This window comes from Facklamia sp. 7083-14-GEN3, from assembly GCF_024742075.1.
Lineage (GTDB): Bacteria > Bacillota > Bacilli > Lactobacillales > Aerococcaceae > Facklamia.
This window is the reverse complement of record NZ_JANSGD010000001.1, coordinates 777,152-792,470: the sequence shown is the minus strand read 5'-3', so window position 1 is coordinate 792,470 and position 15,319 is coordinate 777,152. Positions and strand designations below refer to the sequence as shown.

Below are 15,319 nucleotides of genomic sequence, written 5' to 3'. Positions count from 1 at the left end.
TGAATGCATCCATGCAATCATTAGATGAAACAATACTCTTTAAGTTAGATGATTTAAACCAACACACAGTTCGTGAGAGCTTAGAAATCGTCTATCGCGCATTGGAGGAGAAGGGGTATGACCCAGTCAATCAAATCGTGGGCTATCTCTTATCAGGTGACCCGGCCTATATTCCGCGTCACAATGATGCGCGTAATATCATCCGCCGTCATGAACGCGATGAAATTGTTGAAAAATTAGTCAAATATTACTTAACACAAAAGGAGTCCTAGTTCATGCCGATTGGAAATCGTAGCATGGGCCTTGATGTTGGGTCTAAAACGGTAGGGGTCGCTATTAGTGATTTAATGGGCTGGACGGCTCAAGGAATTGAAACCATATCGATTGATGAAGAATCAGGCGACTTTGGCTACCAACGTCTACAAGAACTTATCGAAGAATATAAAGTCGATAAGATTATTATTGGTTTACCTAAAAATATGAATAATACAATGGGACCCCGCGCAGAAGCTTCCCAAACATTTGGTGAAAATCTGCAAAAGCTCGTTCCAGACTGTCAAATTATCTATCAAGATGAGCGATTGACCACTTCACAAGCGCAACGGATGCTGATTGAAGAAGGTAATGTCTCACGCAAAAAACGTAAAAAAGTGATCGATAAATTAGCGGCAGTGATGATTTTACAAAATTACTTAAATTACAAGAAATAGGGGTGTTAAAATGGTAGAAGAACACAACCATGAACACGAAGAAAAAGAAGTTGATTACATTACAGTTGTCGATGAAGAAGGCAATGAATCGTTATATGAAATTCTATTTACCTTTGATTCACAAGATTATGGTAAATCTTATGTACTGATTTATCCAGCCGGAACAAGCGATGAAGAAGAAGTAGAAATTCAAGCTTATGCTTACAAAGAAAATGCAGATGGTACTTCTGGCGATCTTGAAGCCATTGAAACAGAAGAAGAATGGGATATGATTGACGAGGTGTTAAACACATTCTTGGCTGATGACGAAGAATAGGCAATGAATCCATGCTCTTACCGATTAGTAAATCGGTAGGAGTTTTTTCTTATTTTAAATCTAGAAGCTTGAAACAATAATTTAATCAATCATTAATTAGGTCAGGATAGTCATTTACTGTGTTATTTGCTATAATGCTAACAACATTAGGCTATTAGGAGGAAGTATGAAGATAGATTGGAATAAAATACGAGAAGATGCAAAAGTAAATGAAACCATGCATGTTAAAGAATTACTTTGGACCAATCGAGTAATTAAAATTATTCTCTGGATATTTTTTATTACTTTAGTGGTAGGATCCTTATTAATTTATTGGAAACTAGATAAAGATTTAGGGCCGGTAGATGCCAATAGTTCTGAAGCAATCGAAGTGACGATACCTATCGGGTCGACTTCTAGTGATATTGCACAAATTTTAGAAGATGAAAAGTTGGTTAACAATAGTCAAATTTTTAATTTGTTTATGAAATTTAAAGGAGCTAGTGACTTTCAAGCAGGACATTATCAATTGAAGCCTAATATGAATGCAGACCAACTGATTGCTACTTTAAATAAAGGCGGCGAACCGATTCAGGAAGATATCGATACGACGCTTACGGTTGTCGAAGGAATGCAATTGACTGATATTGCTGAAGTAGTAGCTGAACAAACGCCGATTGAAGCAGAAGCCTTTATGGACAGAGTTCAAAGTGAAGATTTATTTGAAGAATTGCTTGGACGTTTTCCAAGCCTGATTCAACCGTTATCTGAAATTGAAGGCTTAAAATATCGTTTAGAGGGTTATCTTTTCCCAGCTACTTATGACTATATAGCTGGGATGACGGCAGATGATTTAATTATTAATATGGTTGAAAAGTCTAATATTGAGTTCCAAAAACTGCAAGAAGATCTTAACAATACTTGGCTAAGCTATCATCAACTATTAACTTTAGCTTCGGTTGTTGAACGTGAAGCATCGACTGATGAAGACCGGGCCTTAGTCGCGGGTGTTTTCTTCAACCGTCTAAACATTGAAATGCCTTTACAAAGTGATATTACTGTTATCTATGCACTTGGAGAGCACAAAGAGTTGGTTACCTTTGAAGATTTAGAGGTAGATTCGCCTTATAATACTTATCAAAATGCTGGCTTGCCAGTAGGACCGATTAATAGTCCTTCCCTATCATCCATTATGGCAACTATATACCCAACTTATAGCGATAATTATTACTTTGTTGCAGATATGAATACCGGTGAAATCTACTATTCTGCCACTGAAGCTGAGCACAGTGCCTTGGTAGAGCAATACGTTCAACCATTCTTTGATGAAGCGGAACAAGAAGCCAATCAAGAAAACGTAGAGTCACAAGAATAGTTAATAAGACAAATGAATCTTTTAACAAGCGCTACAAATTTTATTAAAATGTAATATGATAAGGCTTGCATTAAGCTTACTTATATGTTATTTTCTTAAGTATAGTTTTGAGCAAGTTCAATAGAAAGTAAGTAATCACCTTTTGTTAGGTGGTTGCTTTCTTTTATGTATGCGTCAATCAAAGGAGTGAAGTAATGGGGAATAGACCAATTATCATCGGTGTTACTGGTGGATCGGGTTCAGGTAAATCAAGTGTGAGTAAAAGAATCTTAGAACAATTTACTGAGATGTCCGTTTTGGTCTTAGCGCAAGATAATTATTATAAGGATCAAAGTCATCTCACATTTGAGGAAAGATTAAAAACCAATTACGACCATCCTTTTGCTTTTGATAATGACTTGTTTTTTGAACATATCCAAGCTTTCATAAGAGGGGAAACAATCGAGGTTCCTATTTATGATTTTGTGAACCATACACGTTCTCCAGAAACACGCACTGAAGCTTCGCGCGATGTGTTAATTCTTGAAGGTATTTTAATTTTTGAAGACAAACTGATTCGTGACTTATGTGATATAAAAATATATGTGGATACGGAAGATGATATTCGCCTTTCCCGAAGAATTAAACGCGATGTTATTAAAAGAGGACGTTCTGTAGAATCTGTTCTTGAACAGTACGAAACAGTTGTTAAGCCAATGCATCATCAATTTACAGAACCAACTAAACGCTATGCGGACATTATCGTTCCAGAAGGCGGCCATAATCATGTGGCGATCGATTTATTAGTAACTAAAATTAACACAATTATTAATTAATTTGAAGGAGTATTAACAAATGGCAGATAAAACATATCCAATGACCTTAGAAGGTAAGAAAAAAATAGAAGCTGAATTAGAAGATTTAAAAGTTAATAAAAGAGCAGAAATTATTGAACGCATTAAAGTAGCCCGTTCCTTTGGTGATCTTTCTGAGAACTCAGAGTATGAATCAGCAAAGGATGAGCAGGCTTTTGTTGAAGGACGTATTTCAACATTAGAAAATATGATTCGTTTTGCTGAAATCATTGATGACAAAAATGTTGCAGCTAACGAAGTAACTCTAGGTCGCACGGTGACTTTTAACGAATTGCCTGATGGGCCTGAAGAAGCGTATACCATTGTAGGGTCAGCTGAAGCAGATCCAATGGAATATAAGATTTCCAATGATTCGCCAATGGCTCAAGCTTTACTAGGCCATAAAGTAGGCGATAAAGTAACGATTGAAACACCTGGTGGCGCATTTGACGTGGAAATCACTAAGGTGGCTAAAGCTTAACTTATCCAAACAATTAGACTCCTTTTGGGGTCTTTTTTTGTGCCTCTTTTTCCGGTTTATTTGCTATAATAGATGGAAGATAAGCCAAGAACTATCTTTTTTCAGCCTTTATTCTGTGCAATAATAGAAGTGACTTAATAGAAGGGAAGTATTCCAATGAAAGACTTCTTTCGCAAACGTATCTTTCTGACAATGATTCTCTGTATCTTTTTAATTTTTTTAGAATTACTTACAGATTGGCATTTTTTAGGCCTTTTTGTAGCAGGCTTTATACTCATTAGTTTGAGCCTTTATATTGAACGCTATTGGTTGAATCGTTTAATTTTAGGACTGGGTTTAATCTTAGTCATCATGACCATTGTTTTAACCAAATCATTCTGGCTATTTCTTTTAACAATCTTCTTCTCCTTAATTATCTTCAATAAAGAGCATATTAATGAGATGGGGAATTTATCTGAAAGTGTGCTCCATCCTGGTTCTAAGGAATCAGAAAACTACTACGGCATTAAATTAGTCCAACCTCAGTACCAGCAGCGCACCGTCTTAGAATACCGTTCTCTTTTTGATATGCGAGAAGATGCCACTAAGACTTCTTACGAGTGGGACGATATAAATTTGGTTTATTTTGGCGGAAATTCCATTATCGATTTAGGGAACACCCTCATCCCAGCGGGTGAACATACGGTGGTCATACGTAAAATGTTCGGGCGCGTTCGTTTAATCATTCCTAGGGACATCGGCTTAAAAATGAATATTTCCGCAATTAGTGGAAGGGTTCTATTTGAATCACAAGACTATGAACTAACTTTGGAAAACTTTAAATGGCGTAGTCCTGACTATCAACAGGCCAATCGCAAGTTAAGTGTGATTGTTTCAAGTTTTATAGGAGATGTTGAGGTGATTATTCTATGAATCTTCGCTTATGGATACGGATTTTACTCAATCAGTTAATCATTTCACTGCTGATATGTATTTTTGTAGTGGGGCTTTGTGTCTGGCAACTTCCAGCCTTTAACATTGAAGACCTTTTTGTAATGAAGATTTGGGACGTTCGGTTGTATATCTGGGTCATAGCCATCATTATTGCTTTCTCAGTCATCTATAGTTTATACCTTACTTTTTCACTTAACGATTCCTACGAACTGATTCGAGCCAAAATTAATTGGCTATTGTTAGGTAAATACCATCATCCAATCTTCAACAAAACCAATCGTAAATCCTCTCTCTATACACAAGACTACAGCTTGGCCCAAGATATTAATCGCTTGCGCAATCGCTTAGTCGATCTGACCGAAGACTTGCAAGAATTTACAGCTGCTCCGGTCTTTGTAGGTGAAGAGACTAAAGAAGAAATTATTGAACATGAGCGCAGTCGCATCGCACGCGAGCTCCATGATTCAGTTTCGCAGCAATTGTTTGCTGCCATGATGATGTTATCAGCCATTACTGAATCCTATCCGAAAGAGGGAAATCCTAAGTTGAGTGCTAACCTAGAAAAAATTGAGTCGGTTATAGGAAATGCTCAAACAGAAATGCGGGCCTTACTCTTACACTTGCGACCCGTTGATTTACAAGGGAAGTCCCTACGCCAAGGAATTAATAACTTACTGCTCGAATTACAAGCTAAAATTCCGTTAGAGCTGACTTGGGAATTAGATGATCCCAAACTTGAAACAGGTATCGAGGACCATCTCTTTCGAATTATTCAAGAAGCGGTATCTAATACCATGCGGCATGCGCGAGCGGATAAGTTAGATGTCTATTTGAGAGAAACTAGCGATATGATCAACATTCGCATTGTCGATGATGGCCGTGGCTTTGATACTAAGCAATCTAAAAAATCAGGTTCTTATGGTCTGACCAATATTCAAGAAAGAGTGAAGGGGATGGGTGGGGCAGTTTCAATAATCTCTTCACCTGGACAAGGAACGGTTGTCGATATTAAGTTGCCTTATAAACCTAAAAATAAAACGCAAGCTAAAGGAGTCAGTGTATGATAAAAGTATTATTAATTGATGACCATGAAATGGTAAGACTAGGAGTTTCTTCTTACCTAAGCATTCAAGATGATATCGAAGTGATTGGCGAAGCCAATAATGGTTTAGTAGGCTACCATCACGCTTTAGAATTGAGACCAGATGTCATTTTGATGGATTTGGTCATGGACACCATGGATGGAATTGAAGCGACCCAAAAAATAATGCAAGAATGGCCAGAAGCTAAAATCATCATCGTGACTTCTTTCTTAGATGATGAAAAAGTCTATCCAGCCATCGAAGCGGGTGCCCAATCCTACATCTTAAAAACTTCATCAGCCAAAGAAATCGCCGATGCTATCCGCTCTACCTACCAAGGCAAGAGTGTGATGCAGGATGAAGTTACCCAAAAGATGTTAAACCGCGAAACCGAAGAAAAACAAGTCCATCTGCATGATGATTTAACGAATCGTGAACGCGAAGTCTTAGAGTTGATTGCTAGAGGCTATTCGAATCAGGCAATTGCCGAAGAATTATTTATCACCTTAAAGACGGTAAAAACGCACGTTTCCAATATCTTATCCAAATTAGAAGTGGATGACCGAACACAAGCGACTATTTACGCTTTTCAACATAACTTGGTGGATTAAGCAAAAAACTCGCTTAGATTAAGGAATTGCTATATGATAGAGTCGATTTATAAAGGAGGGAGTCGTTGCATTTAATGGCAACAAAGCATATGAAATTAACAGTAACAAATAAAGCAGCAGATTGGTTCAAAGAAGAAATAGGATTTAGAGAAGGCGCGGGTGTTCGCTTCAAAACAAAAATTTATGGATCCAGTCCTTTCGATAATGGTTTTGGGATTGCCATTGATTCTGTTCAGCCGGAAAATCCTTTAGTTACTTATCAAGCGCCGAATGGGGTCTTATTCTTTATTGAACAAGAAGACGAATGGTTTTTTGATGACTATGATTTAGAGGTAGCCCTTGATGAAAGACTCCATGAACCGATTTACAATTACATTAAGGATGGTCAATCCATTCATTAGATGAGGAGGATGCTTGTGTCAGCATTACAAAATCAAAACGCCATGAAGACTAAACGCTTAGTCATTTTAAGTATCTTCATGTCGATAATCCTATTACAAACTTGGGTCCCTTTTCTAGGGTATATAGCTATACCTCCTTTAAATATTACCATTATTCATGTAACAGTCATTGTCGCTACCTTATGGCTAGGCACTAAAGATGGCTTTATTATTGGAGCGTTTTGGGGTTTGAACTCCTTGATTCGTGCCTATGTGATGCCAACATCGCCCATGTATGTTTATGTCTTTTCTTCCCCTTTAGTTTCACTTTTACCACGGATGATTATGCCATTGATTGTTGGATGGTTTGCCCAACAAGCTCACCATAAAATTAAAGACCGCTTGCGTTATATGATAGCAGGGGGCTTAGGTTCCATCTTAAATACCATCTTCGTCTTAGGGGCAATTGGACTCTTTAAACAAGCGGAATATTCTCAAATTAGTGGAGCCAATCTCGATACCCTATGGCAGGTGCTTGGAGGCATTGTCTTAGTGAATGGTGTACCTGAGATGATCTTTTCCATTTTAGTGACGCCAATTTTATTAGCGGCCGTCAAAAAATTACCTCAAACCCTATAAGTGGTAAGTCATAAGAAGATCGGTCGAAAGACTGACTGACCTTCTTTGACTTTCCCTTATAGAGGTGTTATTATATATTTATACCTTTAATCGGGGGTGTCATGGTTTCGACAGGTGTTGTTCGAACCTTGGATGCGTCAGGTAGGCAGCGACTACCTCACCAACGCTACAGTTAAATATAACTGCAAACAATAATAACAATTTAGCTTTAGCTGCCTAAAAACAGCTTGCTAAGATCAGCCTAGCATCGCCCATGTGTTAGTTCCTGGTCTCAAATTAGTGGGATACGCTAAGTCTTTCCGTCTGTAAGCCTTAGAAGAGAAAATCAGACTCGCAAACACAGATGCCTGTTGGTCGGCTATGTGGGAGCTAAATATTAATAGACGCAACTATTGACGTAGATTCCTTGGTGACGAGACATTTGGACAGGGGTTCGACTCCCCTCATCTCCATAAATAGTTTTTAAAGAATTCAAAAGGGTATAGAAAGTCTGTTGTGATAGGGTTTAAGGACACATTCAATTTTATTGGCCTCATTCGTTAAGGGGTGTAAGGTAGTAAAAAAGGATGTAAAATTTCCCCCACCATAGACAAATGAAATGACTAGCTAAAGCTGGTCTTTTTTTTTATTGTCTAAAGTAGGCGATAGAGTAAAATTATTACACCACATCGATGGGAATATGGTCATCAATCAAAATATGCAAGTAATAGCCTTACGCCTTGACTGCTATCTTGTCAAAGTCAAAGATAGCAATCACACCTCAATGAATGATTTTTTTTTGAATAGAGTTTAATAAACTTTAGTAAAATGTAGATACGTTGTTAGAGAATATAGAGAAAGAAATTAAAGAAAGCAATAGAATTTAAATTACATAACATTTTAGTTTAGGTATAGAGTTTTTCTATACCTCTTTTTATTGCTTTATAGAAGTGGATATATACAAATAATGATAATAGAAGCTTTAAATAAGTACTTGAAATAGTTTATAATGAAAGGGAATACAAACTATAATATGAGTATAATTAATTGCTAGAAATAGTTGTAATAAAAAATTAAATATATTAATTGAAAAGAGGACAAAAAATGATAACATCAGAAGAAATTAAAAGTCGTCTATGGGATGGAGCGAATGAACTACGAGGTTCCATGGATGCCAGCCGTTACAAAGACTATATGCTTGGACTAATGTTCTACAAGTTTTTAAGTGATAAAACACTCAATACTTTTAAAGAAAGTTCGCAGATGGGTAATGATATCAGCGAGAGAGAATTAGTAGAAGCATACAAAGAGGCACACGATGCCTATGAGGATGCTTTAAATAACACCATTCAAAGCTTGCTTGGCTATTATGTCGAGCCAGAATACTTATACCAAAGCTGGTTAATTGATATTAATGATGGAGAATTTGAAGTCCAAAAAGTCACAGATAGTCTACATTATTTTGAACGATCCATTGTGATTGAAGAAGGTGCGGATGATTTTAAAGGTTTATTCTCAAGTTCAACTATTGATTTGACGGATACAGCTCTAGGAAGCAACTTAAATGAGCGTAGTCGAAATATTCAAGCTTTAATTATGTTGTTTGCTGACTTAAATATGGTTTCTTTACAAGAAGGGGATATCTTAGGCGACGCTTATGAATATCTAATCGGACAGTTTGCGATGGAATCCGGTGCGAAAGCAGGGGAGTTCTATACGCCCAAGCAAGTCAGTGAGATTATGGCGCGAATTGTTGCCAAGTCATCAGATATTCGTTCGATTTATGACCCGACTGTTGGGTCAGGATCATTACTTTTAACAGTAGCGAAACATTTAGATGCCCATCAACAACGAAATCTATCTTACTATGGTCAAGAAAAGAATACAGCTACTTATAACTTAACGCGTATGAACTTACTCTTACATGGTGTTCGTCCAGAAAAAATGACGATTAAAAATGGTGATACCTTAGCTGAAGATTGGCCAGAAGACCCAGAACGACCAAATGAGGGCGTTCAATTTGATGCAGTCGTAATGAATCCACCCTACTCTGTAAAAGGTTGGAATCGTTTTGATTTAACAGTGAGTGATCCACGTTTTGAAGTGGCTGGTATCCTTCCACCACCAAGTCGTGGAGACTTTTCCTTCTTACTGCATGGACTCTTTCACTTGGGGCAAGAAGGGACCATGGCGATTGTTTTACCACATGGTGTTTTATTTCGTGGGGGAGCAGAAGGAGAAATCCGTCAGCGATTACTGGAGAAAAATTATATCGATACGGTCATTGGTTTACCTTCTAGTTTATTTACCAATACTGGTATTCCAGTAACGGTGATAATTTTAAAGAAAAATCGTGCACTTGATGAATCGGTTCTCATGATTGATGCATCAGAGCACTTTATTAAAGTTGGAAAACAAAATGTTTTAGAAGAAAAAGATATCGCGAAAATTGTGGATACCTATGTTTCAAGAGAAGAGATTGAAGGCTATAGTTACAATGTTTCGCGAAGAGAAATTATTGAAAATGAATACAACTTAAACATTCCTCGTTATGTGGTTCATCCAGATGATGAGATTCCCCATGATGTCGATGCCCATTTATACGGTGGAATACCAAAACAAAACATAGACAATCTTCCTGTGCTCAATGAAGTTGCACCAAATATTTTAAGCAATGCCTTAGAGGAAATTCGTCCAAATTACTTTAAGTTAAAACAAGATATGGGTGAACTGACAGAGAATGTCTTAAACAGTGAAGAGATGAAAGCAAAAGCAAACGAAATGACCGAACGAATTAAGGATTATATCAATCACTACTGGCCAATCTTAAAGAAAGTAGACGATACAGCAGATGTGCGTCCATTGATGGAAGAAATGCTAGTGGAGATTAAAGAGTTACTCTCTAACTTTAAGCATTTAAACATATATGATGGCTATCAGATAGTTGCCGAATTATGGGAGAATCATTTAACAGAAGATGTTGAAAAGATATCAACTAAAGATTTCTATGAATTAGGCCGTTTACGCGAACCGAATATGGTGACCAAAGGATCGGGTAAAAATCAACGAGAAGAGCAAAAGGGCTGGGTTGGAACTCTAGTACCGATTGACTTGATTCGTAAAGAACTGTATGCAGAAGAAGAGGCTTTAATTGAAGAAGTTGAAGCAGAGATGATTGAAATTGAATCCGCACTTGATGAGCTTGTAGAAGCGGCTCAAGTGGAAGATTCGGATGAGAATGAAGTTTTAGGTGAGACACTCAATGCAAGTAAGACTTCTTTCCTCATCGGAAATATTCGTTCAGTGATTAAAAATCATGAGAAGGGTACCGATGATTATGAGTTAGTTCAAAGAGTTCTCGACCTCTTAACTATGCAGACAAAAATTAACCGATCCAGACGTGATAAAGCACAAGCTTTAGATGATAAAGTCCAAGACCGCATTTTAGAGCTAACAAATGAAGAAATCGATCAATTAGTCTACAAAAAATGGTTTGGTGATCTAACAGAAGATATGATTCGCCTCATCGAAGAACCATTGAAAGAAGAGCTAGACACCTTAAAAGAACTCGCCAACCGATACAAAGATACTTTAGATGTTTTAGAAGCAGAGTATAAAGAACTAGAAGCCAGCTTTAAAGACATGGCCAGTCAATTGGTGGTGACAGAAGATGATTAAAGAGAAATTAGTACCGAACAAAAGATTTGAAGGGTTTACTGATTCTTGGGATGTATCTGATTTACATGAGTTTAAATTCTATATCTCGGATGGTAATTATGGTGAGCTATATCCTAGAGCAGATGAGTTTATAAAGACAGGAATTCCTTTTCTGAGAGTTAATAATTTGAAGAATGGTTATTTAACCAATAAAGATTTAGTTTATATTTCACCGGTATTACATTCAAAATTATTATCGGGACATCTGATGGAACGAGATGTATTGATAACGACTCGAGGACAAATTGGTAAAATAGCATATGTGGATAAAAAATTTGAAGGGGCAAATATAAATGCACAGATTTGTTTAATTCGTACTGAAAATAAAATGTCTCCTGAATATTTACACCAGTTTCTACAAACTGAAGATAGTCAGAGACAAATAATTTCATTACAGTCAGGATCTGCTCTTAAGCAACTACCTCGTCATAGATTAAATAAGGTAAGTATAAAATATCCATTATCAAAAACAGAACAAGAAAAAATAGGTAGTTTTTTTAAAAAAATTGATGAAATGATTCAATTGCAACAATCAAAAGTAAACAAAATAAAAGACATTAAATCGGCTTATCTTTCGGAGATGTTTCCAAAAGAAGGTGAAAAATATCCGAAAAAACGATTTGAAGGATTTACAGAACCGTGGAATGAAAGATCTTTAAGTGATTTAGGAGATATTATTACAGGAACAACTCCATCGACTAAAAATGAAACTTATTACTCAGAAAATGGTATCCCATGGGTTACGCCAACAGATATTTATAAAAATATAACGTATAAATCTAAAAGACATTTAAGCAAAGCAGGACAACAAGTTTCTAAAGTAGTTCCAAAAAATACAATATTGGTTACTAGCATTGCGAGTATTGGTAAAAATACAATATTAGGAAGAGCTGGGAGTTTTAATCAGCAAATCAATGCATTGGTGCCTAATAGGAATTTATGTAGTCCCTACTTTTTATTCATTCAAAGTTTTTTTTGGTCGGAAAAAATGAAGCAAACAGCTGCTTCAGGAACTATGCAGATTGTAAATAAAACAGAGTTTTCAAAGATAACAACTAAAGTACCTGTATTAGAAGAACAAGAGAAAATCGGACAGTTCTTTAAAAACTTAGACAATCAAATCTCAATCGAAGAAGAAAAATTAGCAAAGTTAAAGAAACTAAAACAAGCCTACTTAAACGATATGTTTGTGTAGAAAGGAGGAGGCTGTGTGCATCAGAAGACATCATCTGAACAAACTTTCCAAGATCGTTTTGTTAAAGAGTTGAAAAAATATCAATGGAAAGCACCCGACCATTTAGATGGGAATAAACGACGAGTGACGGTCAATCATTTAATTGAGAATTGGCGTCATGAGTTAAACCGTATGAATGCTGATCAATTAGAAGGTGTACCATTAAGTGATGCTGAGTTTGAACAGGTCATGACGAAAGTCAAACAAATTGATAATAGCTTTGAAGCAGCCAAAGTTCTCGCCATGGAAGGATCAACTGGTAAGATTGATGGCATTTACCGAGAGGATCATCCAGGAATAACGCGCCAACAAATTACATTAACCATCTTTAAAAAGTCACAAGTCCGCGGGGGCGATTCCAGCTATCAAATCGCTCGCGAAGTGGAAAGTGAAAATGGCAATCGCTTTGATGTCATCTTGTTAATTAATGGCTTGCCACTGATTAATATTGAGCAAAAAAGAACGGATAAATCCTTAGATGAAGCCTTTGGACAGTTTAAACGTTATTATCGCGATGGAGAATACGTAAATAACTTTATGGTCTTCTCGCAGATGATGGTCATTATGTCAGAAGTCGCTACGCGTTACTTTGCGACACCTAAATCCATCAATGACTTTAATAAAAGCTTTGTTTTCCAATGGGCAGATACCGATAATAATCCGATTAATGATTGGCAGAAAGTGGTCGAACATTTCCTGATGATTCCAATGGCTCACCAGTTAGTAGGAGATTATCTAATTATTGATGAAGCCCAAGATGTAGAAAACCGCAAACATATGATCATGCGTCCTTATCAAGTCTATGCCCTTCAAGCCATTGAACGAGCAGCTTTAGGTTGGGGCAAAGATGGTATTCGTCATGGCGGTTATGTTTGGCATACAACCGGTTCAGGAAAAACCATTACCAGCTTTAAAACAGCTTTATTCTTGTCTACGCGTGGGGGCTTTGACAAAGTCGTCTTTTTAGTGGATCGCCGTTCATTGGATGCAGCGACAAGTGCTAACTTTAAAGCCTATGCGGCTTATGAATCGGTCACAGTTGATGATACCAAACATACTTATCATTTGAGAAAACAAATGTTATCCAAACAGCGGGGAATTGTTGTCACGACAACCTTTAAACTTGATTCTTTGGTGAAGGATTTAAAAGAACATGAGAATTATAGCCTAGCTGATAAGAAGATAGTCTTTATTATTGATGAAGCCCACCGAACGACCATGGGTAAAATGATGGTCAATATTAAGAGTTACTTCAAGAAAAACGGACTCTTCTATGGCTTTACTGGAACCCCTTTGTATGATGAGAATAAATCAACGGGATTGATAAACACCCAAAGTGAAGTCATTGATACGACAGAAAAACTTTTTGGTCCTGAATTACATAGCTATACTATTGACCAGGCCATACGTGATGGGAACGTTTTAGGCTTCCATGTGGATTATATTAATACGGGAGAGTTTAGAGATCATACAAGTTTAAAAGAAGCGTTAGTTGAAAGAATACTGCTTGAAAAGCCTGAACTTGGACAAAGAAGTATTGAACGAGAAGTATTTGAACTGGAAGATGCAGAACTGGAACGCAAAGCTGCGAAAGAGGGACTATTAACCTATCATGATGAAACCCATATTCCACGAGTAGTAGAAGAAATACTAGCAAACTGGGAAGCTCAATCACAAGGAAAGGTCTTTAATGCCATTTTGACTGTGGCTTATAAAGAACGCGTCATTGCTTATTATCATGCCTTTAAAAAAGCATTGGCTGAGAGGGATTATGATTTAAATATCGCCATGACCTTTAGTTTTGGAAATGAAAATGATCCAGACGGTATTTCACCATCTGTGATTGCAGAGATGTTTAAAGATTATGGTGAATTTACTGGGATTACATTTCGACCTGAAGATGGAGATAGTTACTTTGGCGATTTAGTGGCTCGCTCAACCCGTGGAGGAAGTGGACGAAATCCAAACAAAATAGATTTAATGATTGTCGCGGATCAATTGCTGACGGGTTATGACTCAAAATATGTTAATACCTTATATGTAGACCGTTCACTTGAATTGCAAGGATTGATTCAAGCCTACTCAAGGACGAATCGAGTGCAAGGTCCAAAGAAAGAGTTTGGAACGATTATTAATTACAAGTATCCAGCAATGACCGAGGAAAATGTGAACCGAGCACTGCAATTGTATGGCTCGGGTGGATCAAGTAGTCGAGCAATTGTTGAACATTATGATGTGGCTGTTAATCAGTTCAAAGAAGCAGTTGAATCGATGCAAGAGATACTTGCAGATCCAACTAATTGGGCGAATTTAAAAGAGGATAATAAAGGAATGGAAGATTTCCTCCAAGCATTTACGCATGCCAATCGAGAGTTGAATACGGTTCAGCAGTATTATGAGTATGCATGGGATATTCTCGCTTTTGGGATTGATGAGCATCTTTGGATGAAATATGTTGGGGCTTATAAAAACTTGAAACCAGATGATGATGAGTCGGGAGAGATTGATCCTATCCAACCACTAGTCGGTCGCACAAGATTATCAGGTACACAGGTGATTGATGCTGACTATATTATAGGTATGATTGGCGATCGAGTGACTCATGAAGATGGCATTCAAACCGTTGATACAGAAACTTTACGTATTATTCACCAGCAAATTCAAGAATTAAGTGATATGGGAGAAGACAACCAGGCTAAACTCCTCAAAGAGTTTGTCGATACCGAGTTAGTAACTGGAAAGCTTTCTAGCGATTCTCGTTTTGATGACTTATATGAAGCGTGGAAAAATAATAAAGTCCAGCAAAAAATTAATGAATTTGCAAAAGACTGGGGATTAGATGCTGAATTACTAGCTGAGTCAGTTAAAGAATATTCCTTAAATAAAAAAGATGTCATTCCCTACATTGATGATTTACAGCGGAGTATTAATTACCAAGAAGCTCGAGAACAAGCTGTCAATCCACTCATGCATACCATGCATCTTGTAAATGATGCACTACCTAAGTATATGGTGGAGATAAAGAAGAAGTATGAGTAGATAAGTAAAAT

General features: G+C 37.0%; 14 protein-coding genes and 1 other RNA gene. All 15 read left to right on the top strand.

Going from position 1 to position 15,319, the window contains the following annotated elements:
- The first annotated feature begins 11 nt into the window (after window positions 1-11).
- The 15 genes from NW240_RS03690 to NW240_RS03620 all read left to right on the top strand — a co-directional run bounded on the left by NW240_RS03690 (window position 12) and on the right by NW240_RS03620 (window position 15,308).
- Window positions 12-272: an IreB family regulatory phosphoprotein gene (locus NW240_RS03690; protein WP_090290486.1), complete on the top strand. Its 261-nt coding sequence runs from the start codon at window positions 12-14 to the stop codon at window positions 270-272.
- A 3-nt stretch (window positions 273-275) separates the two neighbouring features.
- Window positions 276-710: a Holliday junction resolvase RuvX gene (gene ruvX / locus NW240_RS03685; protein ID WP_258436108.1), complete on the top strand. Its 435-nt coding sequence runs from the start codon at window positions 276-278 to the stop codon at window positions 708-710.
- A 10-nt stretch (window positions 711-720) separates the two neighbouring features.
- Window positions 721-1,026 carry a DUF1292 domain-containing protein gene (locus NW240_RS03680; protein ID WP_258436107.1) on the top strand — a complete coding sequence of 102 codons (306 nt, stop codon included), beginning with the start codon at window positions 721-723 and terminating at the stop codon, window positions 1,024-1,026.
- A gap of 166 nt (window positions 1,027-1,192) precedes the next feature.
- The gene (mltG, locus tag NW240_RS03675) at window positions 1,193-2,380 is read left to right on the top strand and encodes an endolytic transglycosylase MltG (protein ID WP_258436106.1); all 1,188 of its coding nucleotides are present in this window, start codon (window positions 1,193-1,195) and stop codon (window positions 2,378-2,380) included.
- Window positions 2,381-2,574: 194 nt separating this feature from the next.
- Complete coding sequence (udk, locus tag NW240_RS03670) at window positions 2,575-3,195, top strand: uridine kinase (RefSeq protein ID WP_258436104.1); 621 nt, start codon at window positions 2,575-2,577, stop codon at window positions 3,193-3,195.
- A gap of 19 nt (window positions 3,196-3,214) precedes the next feature.
- Window positions 3,215-3,694, top strand: a complete 480-nt coding sequence (gene greA, locus NW240_RS03665; protein ID WP_258436103.1) for a transcription elongation factor GreA — start codon at window positions 3,215-3,217, stop codon at window positions 3,692-3,694.
- A gap of 156 nt (window positions 3,695-3,850) precedes the next feature.
- Entirely contained in the window at window positions 3,851-4,606 is a 756-nt protein-coding gene (gene liaF, locus NW240_RS03660; protein WP_258436102.1) for a cell wall-active antibiotics response protein LiaF, read from the top strand.
- The gene (locus tag NW240_RS03655) at window positions 4,603-5,691 is read left to right on the top strand and encodes a sensor histidine kinase (RefSeq protein ID WP_258436101.1); all 1,089 of its coding nucleotides are present in this window, start codon (window positions 4,603-4,605) and stop codon (window positions 5,689-5,691) included. Before liaF ends, NW240_RS03655 begins: the two co-directional genes overlap by 4 nt.
- Complete coding sequence (locus NW240_RS03650; protein ID WP_258436100.1) at window positions 5,688-6,320, top strand: response regulator transcription factor; 633 nt, start codon at window positions 5,688-5,690, stop codon at window positions 6,318-6,320. The genes NW240_RS03655 and NW240_RS03650 overlap by 4 nt, the downstream gene beginning before the upstream one ends.
- Before the next feature lie 74 nt (window positions 6,321-6,394).
- Window positions 6,395-6,721, top strand: a complete 327-nt coding sequence (locus tag NW240_RS03645; protein WP_258436099.1) for a HesB/YadR/YfhF family protein — start codon at window positions 6,395-6,397, stop codon at window positions 6,719-6,721.
- A 15-nt stretch (window positions 6,722-6,736) separates the two neighbouring features.
- Window positions 6,737-7,339, top strand: a complete 603-nt coding sequence (locus NW240_RS03640; RefSeq protein WP_258436098.1) for an ECF transporter S component — start codon at window positions 6,737-6,739, stop codon at window positions 7,337-7,339.
- Between the two features lie 92 nt (window positions 7,340-7,431).
- Window positions 7,432-7,794, top strand: a transfer-messenger RNA (tmRNA) gene (ssrA, locus tag NW240_RS03635).
- 628 nt (window positions 7,795-8,422) lie between these two features.
- Window positions 8,423-10,996 carry a type I restriction-modification system subunit M gene (locus NW240_RS03630; RefSeq protein WP_258436097.1) on the top strand — a complete coding sequence of 858 codons (2,574 nt, stop codon included), beginning with the start codon at window positions 8,423-8,425 and terminating at the stop codon, window positions 10,994-10,996.
- The gene (locus tag NW240_RS03625) at window positions 10,989-12,230 is read left to right on the top strand and encodes a restriction endonuclease subunit S (protein ID WP_258436096.1); all 1,242 of its coding nucleotides are present in this window, start codon (window positions 10,989-10,991) and stop codon (window positions 12,228-12,230) included. Before NW240_RS03630 ends, NW240_RS03625 begins: the two co-directional genes overlap by 8 nt.
- A 15-nt stretch (window positions 12,231-12,245) precedes the next feature.
- Complete coding sequence (locus tag NW240_RS03620) at window positions 12,246-15,308, top strand: type I restriction endonuclease subunit R (protein ID WP_258436095.1); 3,063 nt, start codon at window positions 12,246-12,248, stop codon at window positions 15,306-15,308.
- Window positions 15,309-15,319: the final 11 nt, after the last annotated feature.

What these genes read in the sequence shown, in the direction of transcription:
- NW240_RS03690 (WP_090290486.1), top strand. Translation starts at nt 12, where the DNA reads ATGCAATCATTAGATGAAACAATACTCTTTAAGTTAGATGATTTAAAC.
- ruvX (WP_258436108.1), top strand. Translation starts at nt 276, where the DNA reads ATGCCGATTGGAAATCGTAGCATGGGCCTTGATGTTGGGTCTAAAACG.
- NW240_RS03680 (WP_258436107.1), top strand. Translation starts at nt 721, where the DNA reads ATGGTAGAAGAACACAACCATGAACACGAAGAAAAAGAAGTTGATTAC.
- mltG (WP_258436106.1), top strand. Translation starts at nt 1,193, where the DNA reads ATGAAGATAGATTGGAATAAAATACGAGAAGATGCAAAAGTAAATGAA.
- udk (WP_258436104.1), top strand. Translation starts at nt 2,575, where the DNA reads ATGGGGAATAGACCAATTATCATCGGTGTTACTGGTGGATCGGGTTCA.
- greA (WP_258436103.1), top strand. Translation starts at nt 3,215, where the DNA reads ATGGCAGATAAAACATATCCAATGACCTTAGAAGGTAAGAAAAAAATA.
- liaF (WP_258436102.1), top strand. Translation starts at nt 3,851, where the DNA reads ATGAAAGACTTCTTTCGCAAACGTATCTTTCTGACAATGATTCTCTGT.
- NW240_RS03655 (WP_258436101.1), top strand. Translation starts at nt 4,603, where the DNA reads ATGAATCTTCGCTTATGGATACGGATTTTACTCAATCAGTTAATCATT.
- NW240_RS03650 (WP_258436100.1), top strand. Translation starts at nt 5,688, where the DNA reads ATGATAAAAGTATTATTAATTGATGACCATGAAATGGTAAGACTAGGA.
- NW240_RS03645 (WP_258436099.1), top strand. Translation starts at nt 6,395, where the DNA reads ATGGCAACAAAGCATATGAAATTAACAGTAACAAATAAAGCAGCAGAT.
- NW240_RS03630 (WP_258436097.1), top strand. Translation starts at nt 8,423, where the DNA reads ATGATAACATCAGAAGAAATTAAAAGTCGTCTATGGGATGGAGCGAAT.
- NW240_RS03625 (WP_258436096.1), top strand. Translation starts at nt 10,989, where the DNA reads ATGATTAAAGAGAAATTAGTACCGAACAAAAGATTTGAAGGGTTTACT.